Genomic DNA, 22,649 nt, shown 5'->3' on the forward strand with positions numbered 1-22,649 from the left:
CGTCGCCAAGACTCTCCAGGTCAAGCATCGCGGGCTAGCGCCGCAAGATCGGTTTCGAGCTTCGGTTGATGCTTAAAAATAGCATCAATCAACGCCTGCGCTGGTTGCTCGGCGGCCTCCACCAGCGCCGCTTTCTCAGCCCGCGCAGAAGGAGCGAAGACTCGCTTGACGACGGTCGGCGAGCCCTTAAGGCCGCATTTGGAGACGTCCTCGACGCCGGCATCGTGCGCGCTCCATTTCACGATTGGTGCACGCGCAGCACGCAAGGCATCGGCCATCGCGCCGCGCCGAATCTGGCTGGTCCCCTCCAGCATGGTAATGAGACAAGGCAGCCTCGTGTGCAGCACCTGGACCCCCCCTTCGGAGCGTCGCTCCGCTTCAATTGTACGGGCAGCGAGATCGAGGGTTTTGACCTTGGCGACGTAGGTCAGCTGCAGCACACCCAGCCGTTTTGCGATGCCGGGCCCAACCTGCGCGGTATCGCCGTCGATGGTCTGCTTGCCGGTAAACATGAGGTCTGGCGAGCCATATTCCTTGCCGATTTTTCGGATGGCGGTTGCCAGCGCATACGTTGTGGCCAGGGTGTCGGAGCCCGCAAAGCTGCGATCGGTGAGCAGTACGGCGCGATCGGCGCCAAAGGTCAGCGCTTTCCGCAAGGAATCTTCCGCCGATTGCGGCCCCATTGTCAGCACGGTTATTTCGCCGCCGAACCGGTCGCGCAGCTCGAGCGCGGCCTCGAGCGCGAAGAGGTCATATGGGTTAATGATCGTCGGCACACCCTGACGCATGATCGTATTGGTCACGGGGTGCACGCGGATCTGCGCAGAGTCCGGAACCTGTTTAATGCAGACGACAATGTGCACTGAGTTGCTCCAAAGGTTGCGGTAGCTGCGAAAAGAACAGCAAGTGTTGTACCACAGCACCCGATTTTGGAATCTGTTAGCTGCCACAGAGGCTTAGATAGGTAGATACGTCCCTCCAGCCCGGTGTTCTGGACGAACGAATATCGACACCCGTCGGAACTGCGACAGCGCCATTCCGTTCCGTCCGACCACGGCGCGAAGCCGTGAGCTTGCAAGGCCCACACCGCGACCTCCTGCAGAATTCAAGCTGCAGGTCCGGGCGCGCTCCGGAGGCCTTCGGCCTCGCTGCAAAAACCCTGAGACTCTAACCGCTGCTGGATGAAAGTTCAGTGGCAGGTCAACATCAGTATCCACGCTTCATTAACTTGACGATGCCGTTTAGACTCGGAGCTGATCCTCACCGGTCTATCACCAGGATTTGCCTCGGGACCCGGCACCGGCGGTTCGTCTTTGTGCGGCGAATCCTCCCTGTGTCATCCAGGCCGGATCAACTCGGCCATCAGGCTTCTCACGACTTTATGCATACGATTCCGACTTTTATAGCATTCAGCGCGAACCCGCACCCTGCACCCGACCTGCGAAACAACCCTTGATTGTTGCCGCCTAAAGCTTATCGTCCTCGACTCGAGCGTTCTCTGCTTCTCGTGGAAGACGCTAAATTCGCTCGTGCGTCAATGCCGGCCAGCAAAAGCTGCGGGTCGGCGGTGAGGGTGTCGAGGGAGGGCGACCGTTCCCCTTCACTCAATTGTGCCGGCGGCGCCTAGATAGTTTCCACGACGCCGCCCCCGCAATCGTAGCCATTGTGATGATCATCGTGCATGCGCTGTTGGGGACATGCTGATGGCGGTGCCGGAAGCACCAGAGACGTGTGATATCTCGGCGGCGGGCAGAGCGGCTTCACTGTCGCTGCACAGGAAAGCGTAGAGTTCCTTCACGCAAATGCGGGCGTGCTTCTTGGCTTTTTGAAAGGGCGGGACGAGGGGCAACCTGATATCGGCCTTTTGGTAGAACGGACTGCGCTCTTCGTACAGCTGGTCAACCTTCTGCTCGATGTCGACGCCTTGCAGCAGCGGCCGGGTGGTGTCCCACTTGAGGCGCCTGCGGAGCTCTTTCAGCTCGGTGTCGAGCCAGATCGACCTCGCCTTATTAAGGATCAGGGCTTGATTGGACTCCTTGCCAAAGCAGCCGGCGCCGGTTGCGATGACGATGGGCCCTCTCTCCAGCTGCTTGGCGAGCTCTTTGGCCTCCAGGTCCCTGAAGTACGCCTCGCCGCGGCCAGGGTCGGCGAACATCTCAATCAGATTGCCGTGCTCGGAGACGATACGCTGATCGATGTCGACAAACTCCACCCCCAACTCCTTGGCAAGCTGGTCGCCGATGCTCGACTTGCCGCTCGCCGGCATGCCGACGAGCACGACCGGCCGCGTACCTAGGGCCGCCAGGATCTCGCCGGCTTGCGGCGAGCGAGGAGCGACCGCAATCTGTTGTCTTCCGACGGTGCGCCACCTGGAGGTCCCTGCCGCCCTCGATCTGCTGTCTCCTGACGAGCCCCAGTGTAATATGTCCCAGGCACCACGGGGAATGGGGACCAGCTCGCATTCGCTCTGCGCGCGCTGCCCGAGCTCGGCCCGGTAACTGGCCGGCGTATGGAACTCGACCTCGAAGCGATAATTCTGCGCGGTTCTGAACGCCGTGTGAACGCCGTGTAACCGCGGCGTGTCCATCCTGATGAACCAGTTGGTGGTCTCGACCTCGCTGCAGTCCCGCTCCTCGAAGGCCAGTGCCGCCTTCCTGAAGCCGCACGTAAAAGCCTCCTCCGGGATCTCGAAGACATGGCGCACGGCATTGGTGACCAGTTGGGCCTCCGGCGCCGCGCTCACGCTGTGGCCGGTCAACTCGTCGGCTATCCAGACCTGCCCGCGCGACCGTTGGTCAAGATGCGGCAGCTTCACCTCGATGCCGTCTTGCCGCAAAAGCTCGGCAACCGCATGCACAGTTTCGGTAATCGCGCTTTGCGCTTCGGCGGGGACGGCTTCGAGCCTGACGCGCTCCAGGGCCTGTTCGCTGCTCAGCGTTATCCTGCTGGCAGGGTCGTCGTCGGCCGAGATTGCTAAGGCGCTAGGCAGGATGCGCTGTTCGACGGCGAGTCTGATCGAGGCCTCCATGACCGAGGCCGCCAGCGTGGGGTTGTCTTTCAGATCCGCCAGGCTGCCATCGACGTCGAACCGGCCCTGGTGGAGCTTTGCCACCTGCGCCTTGACATAGGGCGCCGGCTTGAAGTCCGGCCTCTGCTCCAAGAGCCGCTGCAATTCCGCGGTTTTTTGCATGAACACCTGCGCACCGGTATCGGACTTGTAGGCATCCGTGCCGACCTTGATGCCGATGCTCAATAGATTGATGGCGCTTTCATGCAGATCATCCGGGTTGTAGCCGTCGGGCCGCGGATCGATGCGCGGCTTGTAGTGCTTGAGCAGGAAGTCGATGCGATTCCTGGCGTCAGCGGTTGCCGGATAGGATTCGCTGAGTTTGGGGAAGAGCGCGCCGGCGTCGGCGCTAACGGCAGGCTTCGCGCCGATTGAGGCCACGGATCGCGCTAACTGCTGCTTGACGTCCGACTGCTCATGAGCCGGCTCGCTATTGAGCTGCAGGTTCCAGTCCTGGAGCTCGGCCACTAGCAAGGCGGCCAGTTCGCGGGCCACCGGATGCCTGGCGGCCTTGCTGTCTTCCCCCGCCCTGGCGATGAGCTCCTGGAGAGTCTGGCCATCCGGCCGATCTTCCTGCAACAGTGCGCGGATGTCGGCCTTGAGCTCAGGATGAATGCCCTCGTAGGTGCCGAAGATGGCACGCTCAGCAAACCAGCGTTGCGCCTCCAGCGGCTGCGCCAGCACGTTGCGCTGCAGGCAGCTGTAGGTCTCCAGCACCAGCCCGGTGGCCGACAGGATCTGCTTGGACCGGCTGAACTGGTAGCCGTCTTTCTCAATGGCCGGCGTGTGCGACTTCGGCGGCTTCATCGAGGCGATGCCGCGCGCCTGCAGCTGCGCGTCGAACTGGCGCACATGCTCGTAAAGGCGAGGCCGGCCGCTGATGATGACGACCATGTCGCCGTCAAAATCGCCGTCGAGCTTTTTTTGTTCGGCGCTCGGAACCGCAACCAAAGAGCCGGGCGCGAACACCTCCGTCGCCTGCAGGATGCCGACGCACTCGAGCGCGGTGTCGGTCTTGACCCGGTCCTTTTCATCCAACCAGCGCGAATGGCACTTTACGTCCTCGGCAGACATCACCACCCCGCGGTCGGCGAAGTCCGCCGGCCACATTTCGTCGGGCACAACGATCAAGATGCCTTTGGCAAAGAAGGTCGGATCGTCGACGGCAAGCCCAGCCCCCGACCTGTGCGCGACGTTGAAGCTGTATTGGAAGGCCACGCACCGATCCAGGAACGCCGCGGTCCGATCGCCATCGCGCGCCAACCTGACCCGGTCGGCGGCGAACGGACGCAGGTTAGGCTTGTCATAGGGGGAGCGTCCGACAAGCACGCCAGCGTCACGGGTCAAGGTCTTGCTCTTTCCCGTCGGCACATGCAGGCATTCGTCGCTGGACGGCACGGCGATAGCGCCCGAACCCTCGATATGCCCGCCCGTGACGGTGCGGAACAGCTCCTCGGCGGTGAGGCTTTGATGGGTTTCGAGCCAAGCCAGAGCCTTCTCGCGGGTCTCCCGTGCCACCTCGACACTGCGCGGATAATGTTGCAGCGCCGAGGGCGGTACCGCCGATTGCCTATTATCGGCATAGGCAGGCATCCGCTCGGGAGCGTCGTGGCGAGCCCGGGCAACGGCCGGCATGCGCTCGGCCAGTGAGGCCCTGATGAAGCCGCAGCCGTCATGCGGCCGCAAGGCGATCTCGCCGTCTCGCCCCTCGAACCGGAAGGGATGCACTGCGCCTGCGGGGCGGTCGGGCAGAAGGGACAGCTTGAAGCACCCTTCCAGCGCATAATCATGCGGGCCAACGTCGGGGATGCTTGGCGGCGCGGCAAATCCGCGGCGCTGGGTATAGTAATAGGCTTCCTTGAACGGCGCCCAGGCCCGCGACAGCTGCTCAAAGGCCGTACCCGGAGCCGTCTCGGCATAGGGGATCGCCAAAAGCTTGCTGCTTGGGGCCTCTTCGGCCGCGAAGGGCAGCTGAGAGGCAAGCTGGTTCAGGCTCTTTTGCCGCAGCTTCAGTTTGCTGCCGCCGAACAGGTCCATGCGGTAGGGCACGCCCTCCACGGCGAACGTGCTTGTCAGCTCGAAGGCAGTCGGAGTTTTCTCTAGCTGCACCGCCACCACCTTCACCGCGCCCGAGGTTAAGCGGTGGAAAATGGAGTAGCGCAACTCGGCTTCGCCGGCCAGCGGCCGGCCTTGCATGTCGACCACCGGCAGCCGCATCAGTCCGGCATCGCCTTGCGGCGGTCTCGGCTCGTGGTCCATGGTCTGAAGGATCCGATGGACATCGAAGCTGGCGGCTGCATGCTGGGCCTGGACCATCGATGCGTTCTGCGCGACGAAGGTGTCGAGCGCTTCGAGCGGCTCCTTCGCGTCGATCTTGGCGATCACGCTCCAGCTCACGTAGGAAAGGTCGCCGTAGATGAGGGCGCGGGCACTGTCCAGGATCTGCCTGGTCTTGCCGCGCAGCTCTTCCTGCCTGGCCTGCAAGGCGAGCTCGTCGCCGTCGACATAGGGCCGCCGGTAGAGCGTCTCCAGCACCGCCCGGGTCTCGAGGACCTGATAGATCGAAAGCCCCGGGCAGCGGCTTGCATTGGCGCCGCTGGTGCGCTCGGCCTGGCCTGACTTGAGATGGGCATCGATCTTGTGTTCCACCACCGGCTGGATGGCGTTGAGCAGGTTCAGCGCCGGCCTGCGGTGCCAGCGCAACACCGGCTTCTGGCTGCGAGCAAATGGCAGCAGGGAGGCGCAAAGATTGCCCATCGTCTCGAGGTCGTTGTCGAGCTTAAACCCCGGAGCGGTACGTAACACCTCGAGCTTGTCCAGCCCCGGCTGTGCCAGCGCACCGAGATCGTCCAACAACTGCGCCTTGCTCAACGCCTTGAATATACCCGCGATGGCACGGACATCGGCGTGCTGCAGCCGATCCTCGGCATATTGGAGGTAGTGAGCCAGCTGATGCAGCCGGTCCTTCAGCAAGGCGGGTTCGGCGACTTCGCCGGCGGTCACTCCCCCCTCGATACCCCGCGACAGACCTTTGGCGATCCTGACTAGCGCAGGCGTGCTGAAAGTGCTGAAGCGACGGCCCTTGGAACCGAGCTCGCCGGCGATGGCAACGATCGCCTTGCGTGCTTTTTCTTCCGGCCACTTGCCGAAACCGCTCACCAGATTGCCCAATTCTTCATCCGAGAATCCATCGAGATTGCCGTCGCGGGCAACCACCGCGCCGGCGACGGCAAGCGTCGCTTCACGCGTCTTCTGCTGGTCCGGCCATCTTCTGAAGCTGTCCACCAAATCGGCCAACTCTGAATCCGAAAATCCGTCGAGCTTGCCGGCGCGGGCAACCACCGCGCCGGCGATGGCAAGCGTCGCTTCGCGCGTCTTCTGCTGGTCCGACATTGCGTCGGAGATGCGGTGCAGGCCTCGTTCGCTATCAGGACGCCCTGCTTGTCCGACCAACTCTCCGGTGCTGCCGATATTCCCTCTCCGATCCAGCAAAACGCATCTCAGGGCCTGGGCGTCTTGATGACGCACGGGCTCGACGGAACGTGACGAGGCGGTTTGCTGAGCCGGGGTGGTCGGTTCACGACCATCATCGCGCTCCGTCGAAGCGGCGGACAAGGTCAATGGATTGGCTTCCTGCCCGCTACTGGCCCACCGCTCGAGGCGCCACTGCCGATAACTGCGAATGCCCATCTCCGAAGCGATACCGCCCGAGGAATCCAAGATGGCGCTGCGATCGATGACCCCCGTAAAGCCGTCAGTAGGCCGCCCCTGTGACGGATTTCGCAAATGGCGAGGGCTATCAAGCAATGCGGACTCACGATCGGGGCGATTCAAGCGAGAATTCGGCTGACGTTCAATCTCGGCCAGCACCGTGCCCAACTCCCGCGACATACTGCCCAGCGAATTGTCTTCCCCATCGGATGATTCCACCGAGCTCACAGCGCCTGGCTGCTCCAGATGGTCAGTTGCTGACCTAGACGCTTCCGTGCTCGAATGCTGGATCTCCTCATCTTCTTCCATGATGGTATACAAAGCACGATCAGCCCAGGCTCGCTCGACAAAATCCATGCCTAGTCTCCCGTTTTAGAAGCGCCGCCGCCGGTTTCTGATCACGGGATATTGCGGCGTCCAACTTACGAGATGCTGACGATCGCGACGAGAATACCCGCGTCAGGGTGTCGCGTCATAAGACCCCCCAAGCTCGCCGAATAGCAACGATGGATTTCAGTGTGAGAAAGCTTGGAAGCTCGAGATTTCCAGATGCAGCAAGGCCACAGCATCCTTTCTCCAGTTCGGTTGGGTGGCCCCTTCGCAGAAAGTAACGCGTCCGGCTAAGCTACCATCAGCCTCGCGCCATTTGCCGGACACTGAGGGCCACCTTCTTCCCGTTTCAGTTCCTGAGACTCGACCCGCACCGTCGTCTGGACAGCAGCACGGGCTCTTTCTCCGTCCAGGCAAATGCCTAACCAACCAAGAGCCACTGATCCGTACGAGTGGAAATCAAGCAGCTACGCCAGGCCCGCGCCAATAAGACAAATTGAGCGATATCGATCAGGCAGCGTTCGAAATCCAGTTCAAAAGAGCTGTTTTCGGTTTGGCGCCGACCGAGAAATCGGCCACTTCGCCGCCCTTGAAGATCGCGAGCGTCGGAATGGAGCGCACGCCCAATTGGGCGGCGAGTTCCGGGTTTTCATCGATGTTGAGCTTGGCGACCTTGATCTTGCCTTCCATCTCGACGGAGATTTCCTCGAGGCTCAAAGCAATCATCTTGCAGGGATCGCACCATTCGGCCCAGAAATCGACGACGACGGGTGCTGCGGATTCCAGAACTTCCGACTGGAAGTTATTGATATCGACTTTCACGGTAGCCATGGCTGCTCCTTTGACCGAAGATGTTGAACCACATGTGACGGTGCGGTGCAGAATTTTCAGTTGTCAACCCGACGATCAGCTTTTCTATGCTCTAAGACACGCCAACGACACTCATGGTGCCAAGGCGGAGCCTTCGCGCCTGCGGGATGCCTTCAACTCTGCTCGCGCCGACTGTATGCTTCGCTGATGGACTTTTCGATCGGGCGAAGGACCAACATTTGCTCACATGCGCTCATGTTCTTTTCATATGGACCAACTGCCACATCCAGAACTGATCCGTAAGCGGCAAAGAGACCCCGTCTGGCGGAGTGGGTGAGTGATCGGCCAGGCGGCGCCCAATGCTTTCTATTGAACCCTTCTTCTATAATGCTTTCGATAAGCGGAGCATCAGCTTCGGTTGGGGCGACAGGTATACGCCCGACGGATGCTAGAGACGCGCCACGTATACACCCAGCAGTCGCGCCACGTTTACGCCCTCTAACCCCGCCACGCTGTTCCTGGAGAGCCTGCAATGCAAACCCACATGCTTGGTCTTCTTGAACACCGTCTCAAAAAGCTCATTTAACATCTTGTCATCAGTTTCTTCGGGCGATTGGCCTCTCTCGCCCAGGTACGCTGCCACCTTGTAAAGCATCTGGATATATTTCTCGGCCGTCGCGTGTGACAGCTTTCGGCGCTTGCCGACCGCCTCAATCATGGCCCAAATGTAATCGCGATCCGTACCAGACACATTGGCCGGCGGTTTACGGCCGGGACGCCGGTGAAGGCGGCCGGTATCGGCCATCCGCGCTGCATCCAGCTGCGTTCAAAGGCCTCTTGTTCGGCCCGAGCTCGCTGCTCTTCCAGATCGGCGTTCTGCACCGGCACCGTGCAGCACCAGATGCGTCGAAACCATGCGAGCCCACGCCAACCTCATCTCTAAGCCTATCCACGTTGGTTCGTATTCGTCCAAGCCTTCGAGAAGCTGTCGAAATCGCTGTCCGCATATGGATTTGGATGTGCCTCGAATCCTCTTTTTGGCATCGCCGAACTCAGGTGATTGCCATTATCAGCCCCTGCTCGAGAACCTACCCTGAGGAACATAGTCAGGCAGCTCTCATCAACATCCAGGCGATTCCCAATGTGGCTGGTCAGCTTCCCCGATCACTTCGCAGGTCGTGGCGTACCTTAATCTTACCGAGCAATCACGGCCGATTAAGCACTCCGGCTTAGCTCTCTAACAATAGAGTTCGAAGACCTCTGCGTGAGCGGCCCCAATCCGGAAAGATGGTGTCCGGTCGGAAGCGCGGATGATACGCCCCTGTCTGCGTCATCAATCTAACGCGCGGCCGCCGGCCAAAGCTCCGCAAACAACAAAGAAACGGTGTCGATAGAAGCGCCGCATCTAGACGTCCATTTCGGCCGTCGGTTCGCAACACGATAGGTCGTCGACCATTAAGAAGCCGGATTGAGCTGAGCTGGACAGATGAGCGCGCGCCAGAGCGAGACCAGTAACAGACGCAAAAATTGTCTGAACCAGGCGAGGATGCCGCGAAAGTTGTGGCCGACGGCTGAGAGGACGACGTTGGCGGCATCGCCGGCGCGGCCTTTAAGGTAACAGCGGCCAAGGTGTCCTTCGGCTTTGAGGTGTCCGATGATCGGCTCAATGGCGGAGCGGCGGCGCAGCTCGCGCTTGATGACGCCGAAGACGCCGCGCTTCTGGCCGGAGATGAAGACGCGGCGGGGATTTTGCGCGTCATGGCCGCGGTAGCCCTTGTCGACATAGGCCCGCTCGATCGCACAGCCGGCGAGTGTCTCAGTGCGGTCAATCACGTCCCGCAACGTGTGACCGTCGTATGAATTGTCGGGCAACGACTTGGCGTGCAGCACGAACAGGCCGCCAGGAGCCCGGCGACTGTTGGTGACGATAGAGGCCTTTACCCGAATTCGTAAGGCGCGGCGGCCTTGCCCTTGCCGATGCACTCAACCTCCGGGGCATGGAACGAATAAAGCTTGAAGCCGCGCTGGCGCTGCTGCTGCGAGCGGATCTGCGTGGCCCGGCCAAGCGGAGGGCGAACGCGTCCTCCAATGCGGGCTGGCCCTCGATCTTGCGGCGGATGATCGCGAATGATCCGGCCCAGCCGACTGCGCAGGATGCGCAACTGCCGCTCCGGCAGCATGTGGGCTGGGGCCCCGCTCCCAGGGAGTCCGCCCCACCGCAACGCAACGACTCAGTCCCCCGCCATAGTTCAACCAGTGGATCGAACCCGACGCTTCTGAAATCGCCTCCATACGCAGCGGTTTCGAACTTGAGGTCCTGAAGAACGACAAGGCGACTGATGGACCGCAGCGACGCTGATCTTGCTGCTGGTCAGCGTCGCTGATCGCGGTACCTTTCGAAAGACGGCCAGCGTTTCCTGTTGCCAAGGGCAACGGGCCCCGATCATTGCTTCCGCGGATGGACCAAAGACGAGCTCCTTCGTAAGGATCCACCACAAGCCCAGAACAGGCCGCTATGGGTCTATCAGCTAATTGATCGACCGCATCCTGCTGACCCGTCCTGTGACGTTTTTGTATTGCAACAGCGATTACCTGCCCGCAGCGGTCAATATTGGCCCATCACCGAATATTGCCAATGACGGCCTCCTTGGCCTTTTCGTCTTTCGACAGAACGTTAGATGACAATTCAGTGACCTGATTGAGCTTATCCAGAAGCCCTTGCAACGAAATCACCGCCATTTGCCCTTCGCTGTTGGCGTTATCAACCGCCGCTTTAAGATTGTTGATCGCGGCGTCGAACTCCGCCTGTATGCCGTAGACGTCGTTATTGACGGTCTCGATGGCGATGCCATTCGCCTGCATGAACTCATAAACGCTTCGGCTCCTGCCTTGCGAATCGATAAAGGTGCCATACGCTTTGACAGTCTTCTCGTCATTTGGCCTTTCGGCCCGCAGCGTCGCCAATGCGCTATTCATGTCTTTCAAAAGATTGTTACGCGCCTGCATGCTGGCATAATCAGCCCGGAGCTCCGTCTCGTAGATGCCGTGTCGCTCCAACAAGAGCAGCATCATGGTCGAATATAGCGACTGCCCATCTGTGAGGGCATAGTCCGCACTGTAGGACGGCACGCTGGCAGTTCCATTGATCATTTTCTACCTTCCTTCCGGTCTAAACATCGTTTGTAACGATGCGTTGCACTCATGCCATGTTGACGAGTTTGCTCCTCGTCTCGCTATCTGCACTACGCATCTCCGCAAGCTTGCTCAGCACGTCCTGAATCTGCGTCTGGTAGTAATCGATGAATTGCCTTTCGTCCTCCGCGTGGGCCTTCGCCTTGGTGCTATCTGCGTCATGCTTCGCTTTTTCTTCCTGGTATTGAGTGGACGCCATGTTCATGCCGGCACCGGCGATCTTGGAGGTTTCCGTTGTCATGGCAGCCATGCCCCCCCATTTCATGGTCTCCTGTGCGGCTGCGGTTTGCGCGTGAGCGATGCGCGTAAAGTCAAAATGGTCAATGCCATCAGGAGTGCGGGCGTCAACGCCAGATGAGGCCTTGGGTGCATTGCCTTCGAATCGCAATTGACTCTGGCGAGCACCCTTGAGGTTCATGCCGGCGCCGGCGATAGCGCCACTCGATGCGACGATTGAGCCAAACAACTGATAGAGCCCTGAGTTGCGAATCGACTTGGCAGCCGCGTCCTGCGCAGCGATATCGGCACCAACCGCAGCCCACATGTCCTCTCTTGCCGCTTTGCGAAGCAAAGAATTGAGACGAACAATGAGTGCCGCAACTGCAGAAATGTTACTTCCCGTCGCAAAGTCCTTGAGCTTGGGTGCGATACCTGAAAGCGTCTGCTGCGTAACAAGCTCAGGAAGCCCCGAGTTTCCAAGCAATGCAAAATTTGACGCGCCGTTAACACTATGGGCAAGCGACTGAGTCGTGGTCGCCTCTGGTGCGCGGGCGCAGCGGAGGGAGTCAGAGGGCGAACTCGGCGAAAGCTGACGATGCGCGGCATTGTCCAATGGATCAACGCCGACGACATTTACACGCTCGATAGCACCTAGCATGAATGCGTTCCTTACGCTCGCAAGAGAAGGCTGTTAGAAGTGATTAGGCGAAGGCACGGATGAGAGACGCATCGCTTGCACTGCGGCTCTCGATAGCCTCGGCAATCCTCTGTGTGGTCGCCTTTTGGTCGAGGACGAGCTGCTTGATGAAGTCCATCTCGTTGTTTTGAAGCTCTTTCATCCACGTAATTCGCTTCCTTATGTCCAACGCGTCCGCCTGAGTGTCCGCGGCCTCCTTCTGCTGAACCCCATTCGCTATGCCCGCAGCGGCCTCGCCGAACGAAGCAGTTGCCTCGCCAACGCGGGCGGCGGTCGAAACCTTCTGGCTGATCTGAGCAATCCTGGTAGCGTTCGAGGTTGTATCTGCGATCGTGGAAGCGGCTTGATTCATGGCCCTTGAGAGGACGGTTGCCAACGAGCCCGGTTGCTTTGCGAGGGAGGCAAGTCCACGGAGAGCTGACGCGCCGGCCTCACCAAGGCGGCTCCACATAGCGGCCGCGCGGGCTCCATTCGCAGCCCCACCCATAAGCCCGGCGCCTGCCGTCAGCACGGTAACCGACAATATGATGCCCATCGTGATGCCGACAGCCACTTTGTTCGCTTGGGCAGCATCCATGTTGCCGTCTTTCATGAGACGTTTGGCAATCGCCTGGGTCATCTTGTCGACGACACCCGTTTCGTTGAGCACCGCAACGCCCACTGTCACTGCTGCGGCAACTGTCGCAAGAGTGCCACCGGTGACCACGGCGGCCGCGACCGAGAGCCCGACCGCGAGCCACCCGAGGAACTTCCTTATGTGTGCGCTCTTTTTCGCTTTCGCCATGGCGTTAGCGGCTTCGATGATCTTGTTGCCGATCGTCTCGTGCTGCCGCCTTAGCAGTTCGCCTTCGTGTCGAACATCCGCCATCCCGCTCGCAATTAGCCGGTCAGCCATTTTGATCCTCAATGCCAGCAGATTGTTAGCAAGTTCTACCGGGTCGGGCCCGCGCGGCAGCGCCAGATTCGGAATCGAACCCGATGCGACGATTTTGCGGGAGACTGCTGGCGGCAAATTGCCAATTGCTGTCGTATCGAGCACGCCTGAACGAGCAGTCAAGGAGCGACCGGGTACAAGGGGCGTCCCTGCTTCGTACTGCGCTTCACTGTTCCAACCGGTTACGTTCAAGCTATGCACCACTTGAGTTCCTTTCCGTTTTCAGACGGTCGAGCATCCGTCGCGCGCGCCAGGCGAACGTGTTGAGCTCGGAATTTCCGGCGCTGAGCGTCAGGACATCACCGAGCGCGACTATGGCTGCTGCCGGGCGCCCCAGTTTGACCAAACATTCTGCAGCGCGAAGTGGTATCTGCGGGTCCTCGCTGTTCAGGAGCGCAGCCAACTTGTAAGCCTGCACCGCCCCTTCTGTATCCTCAAGCATCTGACTGGCAGCGGCCAGGCTGAGCCAGGATCGCGCGTCAGTGTGTCGATGCAAGCATAGAAAGCGAAAGAAACTCAGCGCGTGCTCATATTTGCCGCAGCAGTAATAGCGGTAACCCAGCGTATATAGCGCCTCAATTTCTTCGTCTGTAATGCCAACGACATCGCCTAACGTCGCGCGCCCCGCCATGAGGTCGAGCGTTAAGTGCGACGAGGCTCCGCCGTCAATCGCATCGGCCGCCTCAAGATCGCTCAATAGGCCTTGCTCGACCCCGCTCGCCATATCACACCCTTTGTCCGAACCATGAAAGATTCAAAGTCGTTTCGGGTGAAGGCAAAACATCGCCTGGGGCCGCCTGCTCGCATGAATAAGATGCGTCAGAGCCCCCGTCGCGATCGCCGTTACTCGCAGAAGGGGAATCCGGGCCGGCAGCCCCGGCGTCCGATAGTTGAGCCAGCCACTCAAGTCGAGCATCCGCCCTCCTTAGAAGGCGGTCCATTTGCTCGATCGTTTGTCGGGACCTTTGTATCGTTTCGTCTAGATCCACGTTCGCTTCCTCACCAACTTCATGCGATGCAAACCGGGTCCGACCTGCACCCGACGGCGCCATGCCGCTCGCAGGTGCAAACCACTCGAGAACCTCGACCGCCAGATCGGCGGCTCGACGCCAGGGCTGGGACAATCTGCGTCTTGCACAAGATGCCCGTTATCCCGACTGAACGACGCCGAGATCAACTTCGGCATCCAGGAGTACTGGACGGCCCCTGCCCTTCGGTACCCGATAGTCCGCGGCGTGCAAAATATTGAGTCATTATGGGTGCATCGGCACGAATGATAGGCCCGCTCGTATCGGCGCAAGCGTGGCTACCGTTCAGGTTGAAGGCCGATTATTCTGAACTTTCCCTGAAACCTGATAAGGGCGGGAGTTCGTAACAGCGACATATCGTGGATGTGAAGCGCGTGGCATTCTCCGGAGGCCTCGCGTCCCACCCGCCACTACCTGCCTAGGCCTTAAATTGCCCTCATCCATCCTAGGGGGCACCCAATAGCGATCCGAAGGCGCATCTTGCAACTTGGCCAGAACCTTCTCGGCAACGACGAGGTTTCCTGGAGGCATGATCGCGTATGCGGGCAAGCAGCCGCCGGACATGTCGATCTGCAAAAGGGAGTGAATGTTGCCGAACAATTCACGACAAATTACTCGGTTCTGAGGAGGATGGCGTCGAAGGTGGCCCCCAGGGGTCTATTTCATTCGCGCCATGCTGACTATTCCGAAGCTCGCAACTGACCTCACGAATTCAGAGCCGATCACCACCGGTCTCGGTCGCAAGGTCCCCGAGCGCTCGCAACACCTCTGCGATTGGTTCAATCAAGTGTGACGGGATATATTCATCGACCAGACCGTCTTCCAGGAGCGCACGCGCCAGCGGAACATTTCGCATCACCGGCACGCCAGCGGCGGTGGCGGCCGCGATCATTTGCTGTGCGACCAGGTCGGTACCAATAGCGTCAATCAAGGGTAGCGGCGTCTGTTGCCCATCGTAGTAAAGCGCCACTGCAATATGCGTGGGATTGGAGATCAACGCGGTCGCACTGCGCGCTAGGGCGATAGGATCCTTGGCCATTAATTGCGAACGAAGTTGCTTGCGGCGCTTTTTGATCAGGGGATCGCCTTCGTGTTCCTTGTATTCTCGCTTCACTTCCTCCAGCGACATCATATTCCTTCTCTCGAACTGCCATCGCTGGAACGCGAAGTCCGCAATTGCCACGACAAGATGGATCGCCCCCGCCCAGACCGCGACATAGAATAAGAGATTACCCGTCAGCAAAGCCAGGCAGGATATTCCGCAGCTCGGAATCCATACCAGCGAACTTACTGCTGCGCGAACCACAAATACAAGAACGAGACCGAGCAACAGCACCTTCACGACTGATCGGCTCAGCTCGAAGAGGCTCTGCGACGAGAATATCCTACTGATGTTTTCACTTGGGTTCAGCTTCATGAGCGATGGCGCCGCTGCTGAGGGCGAGAAAAGCACTCCGGTCTGCAACACGTGGGCGCCCACACCGCCGATCAGGGCGACGCCGAGAAACGGCATTGTCAGGCTCTGTATCTCACGGGTGTACGATCCGAAGAGTTGCAGCGCGACAACGATAAAGTTCTCATTTTTCAGATATGCGATGGGTAACAGGAGCGCTGCCTCAAGTCGGTCCACCAGGCGAGGCAAAGAGGCGACGAACAAGGCGAAGAACCCAATGGTCAGCACCGCCGCGACAACCTCCCTGCTCTGAGCAACCTGTCCTTTCTTGCGCAGCTCGCGCAGCCTTTGACGGGTCGGTTTTTCGCTCTTACCAGCTGGCATGAATACTCACATGGCGACGCGGCGAACAAATGCGACAGGCGATAGCCCATGATCGCCGGCATGAGTCAAAACTGTCGCGAGCGACAGGATCAGCAGCAGCAGACCAACCATGCTTTTGACCGGCATGGCGACATAGAAGACCTGCAATTGTGGCGCGAACCGACCAATCAGCGCCAGACCTAATTCACTTAAGAACATGGCGAGGATGGCTGGACCGGCGAGGAGCAATGTCAACAGCATGACGAGGTCCGCGAGACTCAGTACCGCTCCGACGAATGCTGGACCAATTGTCGGACGAAAGGTCCACACAGGCCAGATTTCATGCGAGCGATAGAGTGCCTCCAGGAGCTTGAAGAAGCCTCCCGTGACGAACAGCCATGTGAGGTAAAGCTCGCCCAGGAATGTCCCAAGCGGCGAGGTTTGATTGCCGCTTGCCGGATCGAGCAGACTGGCCATCGTTGCACCCCTTTGGTTGTCAATGAACGTGCCGCACGCCTCGACGCCCCACATGACGGCGGCAACTGGCAAGCCGAGTACAAGCCCGAGCAGAAGTTCCTTCAGTCCGAGGCCCAGGATCAGCGTCAGGTTGGCAAAGTCGAGGTCCTCAGGCCTTGTTGTCCAGGCGCGTCCTATTACAGGGAACGACAATGCGATGATCACGCTGTTGCGTGCCATTCCTGTCACCATATTGCGCGCGAGGACTGGGACGACCAGCATCATGCCCGATATGCGCGCCACCGCGAGCACAAGAACAACGAGGGCGGTACGCATCTCATCCGGATCAAGTGACAACATAAAAGGACAACCAGGATGATGAAGAGCGGCCGCGGTTCTTCCTGCAGATGCCGCACGCGATGGACAATCGATGACCCGCTCGAGCTCCAACGCCTACACTGCGCCGATCTTGTCGAAGATTCGCATGGTATACCGGCCAAGCTCCTCAAACCAGCTCGCGGTGGCGACCAGGACAAGATTTACGCTTATCAGCTTCACAGCGAAGGAAAGTGTTTGCTCTTGAATCTGAGTCATGGCCTGGATGAGACTGATGATCAGTCCCACTATCGTAGCGACGAGGACTGCCGGCAAGGACAGCACAACCGACAGTGTAAGCGCTTCGACGGCGACGTTGACGAGCGTGGCGGAATTCAAGACGCCGGTCCTGCGTAGGACAAGACGAGGCCGTGGATGAGGCGCTGCCACCCGTTCACGGCAACGAACAAGAACAGCTTGAATGGCAGGGATATCGTCATGGGTGAAACCATCATCATGCCCATCGCCAGAAGGATGTTGGAGATAACGAGATCGATAACGATGAAGGGGAGGAACAGCAAGCATCCGACCTTGAATGCCTCTTCCAGTTCGGACGTGATGAAGGCCGGGATCAAGATCAAAAATGCGTTGTCGACCACGTCAGCCGCGTCTTCCTTGCTCCACGACTTGTGCGTGGCATTGACGAAGAAATGACGTGTTGTCGTGGACGTGTTTTTGATGAGGAAGTCACGAACCGGCTCGGCACCTATGGCTATCGTGTCGACCAATTCTCCGAACGTTTGGTACGCGATTGGCCTATCACGCAGAGCCTGATACGCGCTCTTCGCCACTGGCTGCATGATGTAGGCCGAAAGTAAGATAGCGATCGCGTTCAAGGCCATGTTCGGTGGGATATTCTGAACGCCGAGTGCATTGCGCAGCAGCCCAAAGACAACGACAAGCTTTACGTAGGACGTTACCGTAATCGCAACGAAGGGGAGGACCGCGATGGCTCCCATCAGGACGACAAGCGTCGCCGGATCGGGAAACTTATTCATCGCTCAGCCCGAGGCAAGCGCAGATCCAGCAGGCGCACCCCGGTCTGCTCAGCAATACGCACCAGCTCACCCGTCGCGACGACTTGGCCATTGACGCGCAGAGAAACGTTAGTGGTTGCATCAAAGCCAAGATCGATGACCTGGCCCACAGCGAGTTCACGAAGCTGTCCGAGCGGCATGGTCAAACGTCCGACATCCACATCGACGGTCAGATGAAGGCTGTCGAGGCTTTCAGACGGGAGGAACTCCGGCTTATCCATCAAACGATCCACTACTGATTGGACAGAGAGGCGGCAATCCCGGATCGAGGCACGAAACCAGGGATTGTTAGAGAGGTGCGCGACAACGCTCATCGCGCCATCCTTGCCCACCGATTGGTTGTCGAGCATGATGACGTCACCTTGCGCAAGTCGCTGTAGTTCCGCCACGGCAAGGCTGATGGGAGCAATGCGAACATCCAGAAGAAGCGGAAGCTCGTCGAGCGCTGCGGCTACGACCGGCAGGTCGGAGGAACAGTCGGCGACCAACTGCAGCCCCTCACCATCGAGTTCCACCAAACCGACCAGATCGTTCGGTTGCTCCAGCCGAACGATCTTGAACGCGTGGGGACGCGGGGCCGCGACGTCGGAGCAGGACCAGGTCGGCCGCAGACCGCACCATCGCTCCACCTCGATCGCCAGATCCTGCAGAACGATATCAAACAATATCTCACCCAGGCCGTGGCCAGGAGACAGTGTGGTGATCTCCGCCCATCGTTCTACGGCCAGCTGCGGAAGGAGCATTGCCCCTAATGCGAGGCGGATTTTGTGGCCTTGCACATTCACTACCACGGTATAACTTGGCACCGGGATGTGCCGATGCGTTGAATCGGCCATGACCGCCTGCACCTCGATGCCGGCGAGACTGAAAGCAAGCGGAAGACGACTCGCAATTCGCGATATTGCGACAACATCGCGTCCCTCATAGCGGGGAAGATCGATCATGAGCGCTTCTCAGCGCTGTAGTGGAATGTCGCCTCCGAACCGGAAGAGTGCCAATGACAGCCCTCTTCCAGCCAGCCTCGGCCAACGACTGCAATCATGACGCGCATGCCGAGCCGATCAGACAAGTGGCGCGCAAACGCTTGGCCTCGCAATTGCAAGATGGACCTAAGGTGGTCGGAGACGATGGAGAGAGATAGCGTATCGTCGCGGCATCTGACGAACACACATGCGCTTCCAAACACGACGCGATTCAACGTGATGTACGCCGTCGCGCCCCCCCTGCGGTCCGGACATATCAAAATGCGCTCAACGATCGCCTCCGCCAGCTCAGCGAGCTCTGTGGAACGTGAAGGCTCTCCGTCCACTCCCGGATCCTGTGCATAATCCAGCATGACGGGTTCGTGCGAGACGACGGGCACGCAGGAGGGCGCAACGCTCCCCATCGCCACCGGATCATGCTGATCGTTGCCGAGCTTCGTGCAGCCGGAACCATCCGCAGGCGACTCGCGGTCATCCAGAGCGGCCTCTTCGAGTCGTCGCCGAAAGCGCTCGTAATCCGCACCAGGCACAGGCTTCCGGGCCGCGAGCACGCGCGGGGGCGGGCGGTCACATGGCGCGATTGCCGACATCGAAGCGCTGTCACGGACCTTCATCAAGGCAGCTCCATCGCAGCTTCTCCAGACGTCAAACGCGCCGCAGGAACAGGCACGCTGAAATGTCATGCAGACAGCTCATTTCGCGCATTGCAGCACTGCGGCTCATCGCTCCAGCCACCAATCACGACCTTGTACTCCGGAGACAAGAGGAAGGTATGCGCCGCTCAGCACAAGGCACTTCCTTCCACCCCTTTGATCTGCTTAGGGCCGCTCAGAAGCAAATACATTTTCGATATCGGTCCAGCTGATCGCGCTATGGCGCAGCCCAACGATCGGGCCAGGCCCGATCCATATGGTTGTTGAACGGCCGCCTGATCTCCTTCATGAACGAGGGCGGATTCTCAAGGACTTGGCGCCGCTTAATATTCCCGTCAGCTTGGTCAGCCCAACCCGGGAAAAGCGCCTAGTCGATCCCGCAAGGCCTGCCGATCTGCGCCGATGTTGTTAAGGCGCAGCTGCTCTGGCTGCTGTCCTTCCGCCGAACGTCTAACCAGCGTCCGCGTCGCGTCGAGCACGAAGACGCCACAATCATAGCGGTTCTGCTGGTGGGCCATGTCAGCTATGCTGCGAGGACAGCTACGCCGCCGCTAAGCAGATCGATAATTTCTGACATGACGCCTCATCATCTGAAGCGCGGCACGATCTTACGTGCGTCAAATTCCGGCGCATCAAGTGAGTGTGTCGCGAGAGCAGCCCGCTTGTACTAGTCATGCGGGAGCGGCCGACGGCACTTGGGTGGTCATGCTTGACGAGATCGATGATCATCGCGCTCGTTCAGCCGACGACGGCATACAACGCGCCGTTTTGGAGCCAATGGCAGCGGAGTTTGACTGCCTGGCAAGGGTTGGTCCGGTTTGCGTCCGCGATCTCGCGGCTCACCCGTAACAGCCGAGATTGGCAACAACTCATCGAAACGTGCCGCGTGGTGAATACCGCTCCTGCTTATCCAGGCGACCATCAATGTGTGGTCAAAGCACGGAGCACTCGCAGCTCCGTCACTTCCCGTTATGGCCCCATATCGATGAATTAATTTGCAGCTTGGCGGGTCTCCGGTACTGACACTCGGAAGAATCATCAAGCTGCTATCTGTCTTATCCTCGGGAAAGTTTCGCCGCTGAGCGCCAGGCCCAATATCGCTCGCGCTGCCAAAGCTCCAGAGGATGGCTTTGCGCTGGCACATGGAAACATTGAATGAATGCACATCTTCCACAAGTGTGCCCCCCTTCGCGCTCCACGGTACTCACGTTTCTTTGTCTACTCCTCACCGGATGCGCAGGCTCGACGGCTGAGCGCAGCGTTCTACTGAACCCGCCGAGCGGCATTCGGAAGGTGTCCGAACCTACATACTCGGAGAGCGCATCGCTCGCGGGGGGCTTTGAAGTGTTGACCCAGCCATCCGCCCCGCCTGCCGAAACCTCGGAGCGTCGGCTACCGGTCACCACCAATAGCACACGCGTCAGTCTGGACTACGTCAATGCTGATATTCGGCGGGTCGTGAATGACGTCGTCGGCAATATCTTGGCCATGCCCGTTGTGATCGATTCAGGCGTAGAGGGAAAGATAACGCTCCGGACTTCCGGCAAGGTTCCGGCGGGTGATGTTCCGCGGCTTCTGGACGAAGTGCTGGGAAAGTCTGGTTACGGACTGGCGGCAGGTGACCGGGGAGTCAGGGTGGCGCGCCTGGCTGATCTCGCCGACGGAGGGCGCGGCGATGTTAAGGTAATTCCCGTTCGTTATGTCGACCCAGTCGAGGTCATCAAGGTCATCCGACCAAACGTCGAGGAAAACGTTCATTTGGCGCCCGCCCCCGGACAACGAGGCATTGCGATCAGCGGCCCGCCCGGTGGCGTCAGTTCCGCGCGTGAACTCATAGCCTTGTTGGACATCGATAGCATGCTCCACAAGTCCTTTGCACTGTATACCCTGGCTCAGGCAAGTCCCGCCGCAGTCGAGAAAGACCTCAATTTTCTATTCAATCAGAATGCTCAGGGTCCGACGCGAGTCCGGTTTGCATCACTGGAGCGGTTGAACGGCATTCTTGTAGTTGCCGACGACCCTGCGGCACTCCAGCACGCGCGTGAGACAATCGAGAAGCTGGACAGAACGTCGAAGGCAGCAGCAAACGTTCAAGTGCGGCCCCTGAAGTACCGAAGGGCGACGGAAGTGGCTCAGGTGCTGGCGCAAATCCTCGGCGCTGACCCGAGCGTTGCAGCAGCGCCCGCACAGTCCGATGGAGAGTCCGACAAGGTGCCGGTGGCAAGCCTGGCCAGTCGATCAGACCTTCTTCCGAACCGGTCCAGCCCGCCGAACGCAGACTCCGCCTCGAACACGCAGACGGTGCAAGCAAAGCACGAAGCGGTAGTGGTCCCGGCCAGTCTCGGTTTATCGGCGCCGGTGCGGATCCAGGCGGATCGCAGCCAGAACGCGCTTGTTATTCTGGCGGCACCGCACGATGCCAAGATCATCGATGCCGCGATCCGTCGTCTTGATGTCAAGCCTCGTCAGGTTCTCATCCAGGCAATCGTCGCGGAGGTCCGGCTAAACGACGGCCTGGGGTACGGGGTGGACTATCTTTTGTCCTCTCGTGGCCTGGGTGCCGTTCCAAAAGGTGGCTTGTCCTATGTGTTTCCCGGGACAAGTGCCAACGTTGTGCTGCATGCGCTGAGCGAGGTGGCGGACGTCAAGGTTGTATCCGCGCCACGCATTCTCGCGGTCGACAATCAGCCGGCGACGATCCAGGTCGGCGAGCAGGTCCCAATCTTGTCCCGATCATCCCAATCCCCGGCAAGCGAGAGCTCGCCGATCATCAGCAACGTCGAACTGCGTGACACAGGAGTAATTTTGGCTGTTACGCCGAGAATAGGCGCCGGCGGTAGTGTCACACTCGACACCTTTCAGGAGGTTAGTACCGCCAACAAGAACAAGCTCACCAGCATCCAGTCTCCTGTGATTTCGCTACGCCGCCTGCAGAGCACCGTATCCACACGAAACGGGGATACGATAGCGATTGGTGGGTTGATGCAGGATAGTACCTCTCGGGCCGATTCTGGGCTGCCTTTGCTGATGAACATTCCGCTTCTGGGAGCGGCATTCCGGCGTACTGAACAAACCAAAGAGCGAACTGAGCTCCTGGTGTTACTCAATCCTATGGTGCTTCAAGGTGACGCAGAGGCACGAGCCCTAACCGACGAGTTGCGGGCGAAGTTCGAATCGCTGGCGCCCGAGCTCGGCCGCCAGCTCACGCCCGGACCGCAACGAGAGGCTGCCTCACCAAAGCGCGAACAAGCTGCGAGGGTTCGGCGAGAGCTGGCAATCCCGGCCGTCACCGGCTCAATTTCGGTACCCAGAACCTTTCCTGAGCCCCTGGTATCTCCCCTGCTCGATGGCAATATGCGAGGCGCACTCGATTGATAGTTGGCGCGAAGCGAGTCCCCCGA

15 protein-coding genes and 1 pseudogene are annotated in these 22,649 nt (G+C 59.5%); 1 reads left to right on the top strand and 15 read right to left on the bottom strand.

Annotated features, from left to right (window positions below; translation table 11 throughout):
• Positions 1-20: 20 nt before the first annotated feature.
• The 15 genes and pseudogenes from AC1VNY_RS26270 to AC1VNY_RS26340 all read right to left on the bottom strand — a co-directional run bounded on the left by AC1VNY_RS26270 (position 21) and on the right by AC1VNY_RS26340 (position 19,209).
• Positions 21-863: an electron transfer flavoprotein subunit beta/FixA family protein gene (locus AC1VNY_RS26270; RefSeq protein ID WP_194456192.1), complete on the bottom strand. Its 843-nt coding sequence runs from the start codon at positions 861-863 to the stop codon at positions 21-23.
• Between the two features lie 809 nt (positions 864-1,672).
• Positions 1,673-7,135, bottom strand: a complete 5,463-nt coding sequence (locus tag AC1VNY_RS26275; protein ID WP_482407376.1) for a shikimate kinase — start codon at positions 7,133-7,135, stop codon at positions 1,673-1,675.
• Positions 7,136-7,618: 483 nt separating this feature from the next.
• On the bottom strand, positions 7,619-7,939 hold the full coding sequence (trxA, locus tag AC1VNY_RS26280) for a thioredoxin (RefSeq protein WP_194461565.1): 321 nt from the start codon (positions 7,937-7,939) through the stop codon (positions 7,619-7,621).
• Between the two features lie 427 nt (positions 7,940-8,366).
• Positions 8,367-8,723: a hypothetical protein gene (locus AC1VNY_RS26285; protein WP_482407377.1), complete on the bottom strand. Its 357-nt coding sequence runs from the start codon at positions 8,721-8,723 to the stop codon at positions 8,367-8,369.
• A 650-nt stretch (positions 8,724-9,373) separates the two neighbouring features.
• A pseudogene (locus AC1VNY_RS26290) lies at positions 9,374-10,089 on the bottom strand (transposase family protein); the annotation flags it as partial.
• 448 nt (positions 10,090-10,537) lie between these two features.
• Positions 10,538-11,068 carry a hypothetical protein gene (locus AC1VNY_RS26295; protein ID WP_482407378.1) on the bottom strand — a complete coding sequence of 177 codons (531 nt, stop codon included), beginning with the start codon at positions 11,066-11,068 and terminating at the stop codon, positions 10,538-10,540.
• Between the two features lie 49 nt (positions 11,069-11,117).
• The gene (locus tag AC1VNY_RS26300) at positions 11,118-11,987 is read right to left on the bottom strand and encodes a hypothetical protein (protein ID WP_482407379.1); all 870 of its coding nucleotides are present in this window, start codon (positions 11,985-11,987) and stop codon (positions 11,118-11,120) included.
• A 43-nt stretch (positions 11,988-12,030) separates the two neighbouring features.
• Positions 12,031-13,152: a type III secretion system translocon subunit SseC family protein gene (gene sctE / locus AC1VNY_RS26305; RefSeq protein ID WP_482407380.1), complete on the bottom strand. Its 1,122-nt coding sequence runs from the start codon at positions 13,150-13,152 to the stop codon at positions 12,031-12,033.
• 1 nt (position 13,153) lies between these two features.
• Positions 13,154-13,657, bottom strand: a complete 504-nt coding sequence (locus AC1VNY_RS26310; protein WP_482407381.1) for a SycD/LcrH family type III secretion system chaperone — start codon at positions 13,655-13,657, stop codon at positions 13,154-13,156.
• 1,043 nt (positions 13,658-14,700) lie between these two features.
• Positions 14,701-15,765, bottom strand: coding sequence for an EscU/YscU/HrcU family type III secretion system export apparatus switch protein (locus tag AC1VNY_RS26315; protein ID WP_482407382.1), 1,065 nt, complete (start codon positions 15,763-15,765; stop codon positions 14,701-14,703).
• Between the two features lie 6 nt (positions 15,766-15,771).
• Positions 15,772-16,536, bottom strand: coding sequence for a type III secretion system export apparatus subunit SctT (gene sctT, locus AC1VNY_RS26320; RefSeq protein WP_482407383.1), 765 nt, complete (start codon positions 16,534-16,536; stop codon positions 15,772-15,774).
• 117 nt (positions 16,537-16,653) lie between these two features.
• On the bottom strand, positions 16,654-16,869 hold the full coding sequence (gene sctS, locus AC1VNY_RS26325) for a type III secretion system export apparatus subunit SctS (protein ID WP_430649559.1): 216 nt from the start codon (positions 16,867-16,869) through the stop codon (positions 16,654-16,656).
• Between the two features lie 41 nt (positions 16,870-16,910).
• Complete coding sequence (gene sctR / locus AC1VNY_RS26330; RefSeq protein WP_482407384.1) at positions 16,911-17,573, bottom strand: type III secretion system export apparatus subunit SctR; 663 nt, start codon at positions 17,571-17,573, stop codon at positions 16,911-16,913.
• Positions 17,570-18,556, bottom strand: a complete 987-nt coding sequence (locus AC1VNY_RS26335; protein ID WP_482407385.1) for a FliM/FliN family flagellar motor switch protein — start codon at positions 18,554-18,556, stop codon at positions 17,570-17,572. The genes sctR and AC1VNY_RS26335 overlap by 4 nt, the downstream gene beginning before the upstream one ends.
• On the bottom strand, positions 18,553-19,209 hold the full coding sequence (locus tag AC1VNY_RS26340; RefSeq protein ID WP_482407386.1) for a hypothetical protein: 657 nt from the start codon (positions 19,207-19,209) through the stop codon (positions 18,553-18,555). The genes AC1VNY_RS26335 and AC1VNY_RS26340 overlap by 4 nt, the downstream gene beginning before the upstream one ends.
• Before the next feature lie 1,386 nt (positions 19,210-20,595).
• Between AC1VNY_RS26340 and AC1VNY_RS26345 the strand changes: the two genes are divergently transcribed.
• Entirely contained in the window at positions 20,596-22,623 is a 2,028-nt protein-coding gene (locus AC1VNY_RS26345; RefSeq protein ID WP_482407387.1) for a secretin N-terminal domain-containing protein, read from the top strand.
• Positions 22,624-22,649: the final 26 nt, after the last annotated feature.

The sequence above is a fragment of the Bradyrhizobium ferriligni genome, assembly GCF_056837965.1.

Coding starts and splice junctions, on each gene's coding strand:
- AC1VNY_RS26275 (WP_482407376.1), bottom strand. CDS start 7,135: ATGGATTTTGTCGAGCGAGCCTGGGCTGATCGTGCTTTGTATACCATC.
- trxA (WP_194461565.1), bottom strand. CDS start 7,939: ATGGCTACCGTGAAAGTCGATATCAATAACTTCCAGTCGGAAGTTCTG.
- AC1VNY_RS26285 (WP_482407377.1), bottom strand. CDS start 8,723: ATGGCCGATACCGGCCGCCTTCACCGGCGTCCCGGCCGTAAACCGCCG.
- AC1VNY_RS26295 (WP_482407378.1), bottom strand. CDS start 11,068: ATGATCAATGGAACTGCCAGCGTGCCGTCCTACAGTGCGGACTATGCC.
- AC1VNY_RS26300 (WP_482407379.1), bottom strand. CDS start 11,987: ATGCTAGGTGCTATCGAGCGTGTAAATGTCGTCGGCGTTGATCCATTG.
- AC1VNY_RS26315 (WP_482407382.1), bottom strand. CDS start 15,765: ATGCCAGCTGGTAAGAGCGAAAAACCGACCCGTCAAAGGCTGCGCGAG.
- sctT (WP_482407383.1), bottom strand. CDS start 16,536: ATGCGTACCGCCCTCGTTGTTCTTGTGCTCGCGGTGGCGCGCATATCG.
- sctR (WP_482407384.1), bottom strand. CDS start 17,573: ATGAATAAGTTTCCCGATCCGGCGACGCTTGTCGTCCTGATGGGAGCC.
- AC1VNY_RS26335 (WP_482407385.1), bottom strand. CDS start 18,556: ATGATCGATCTTCCCCGCTATGAGGGACGCGATGTTGTCGCAATATCG.
- AC1VNY_RS26340 (WP_482407386.1), bottom strand. CDS start 19,209: ATGAAGGTCCGTGACAGCGCTTCGATGTCGGCAATCGCGCCATGTGAC.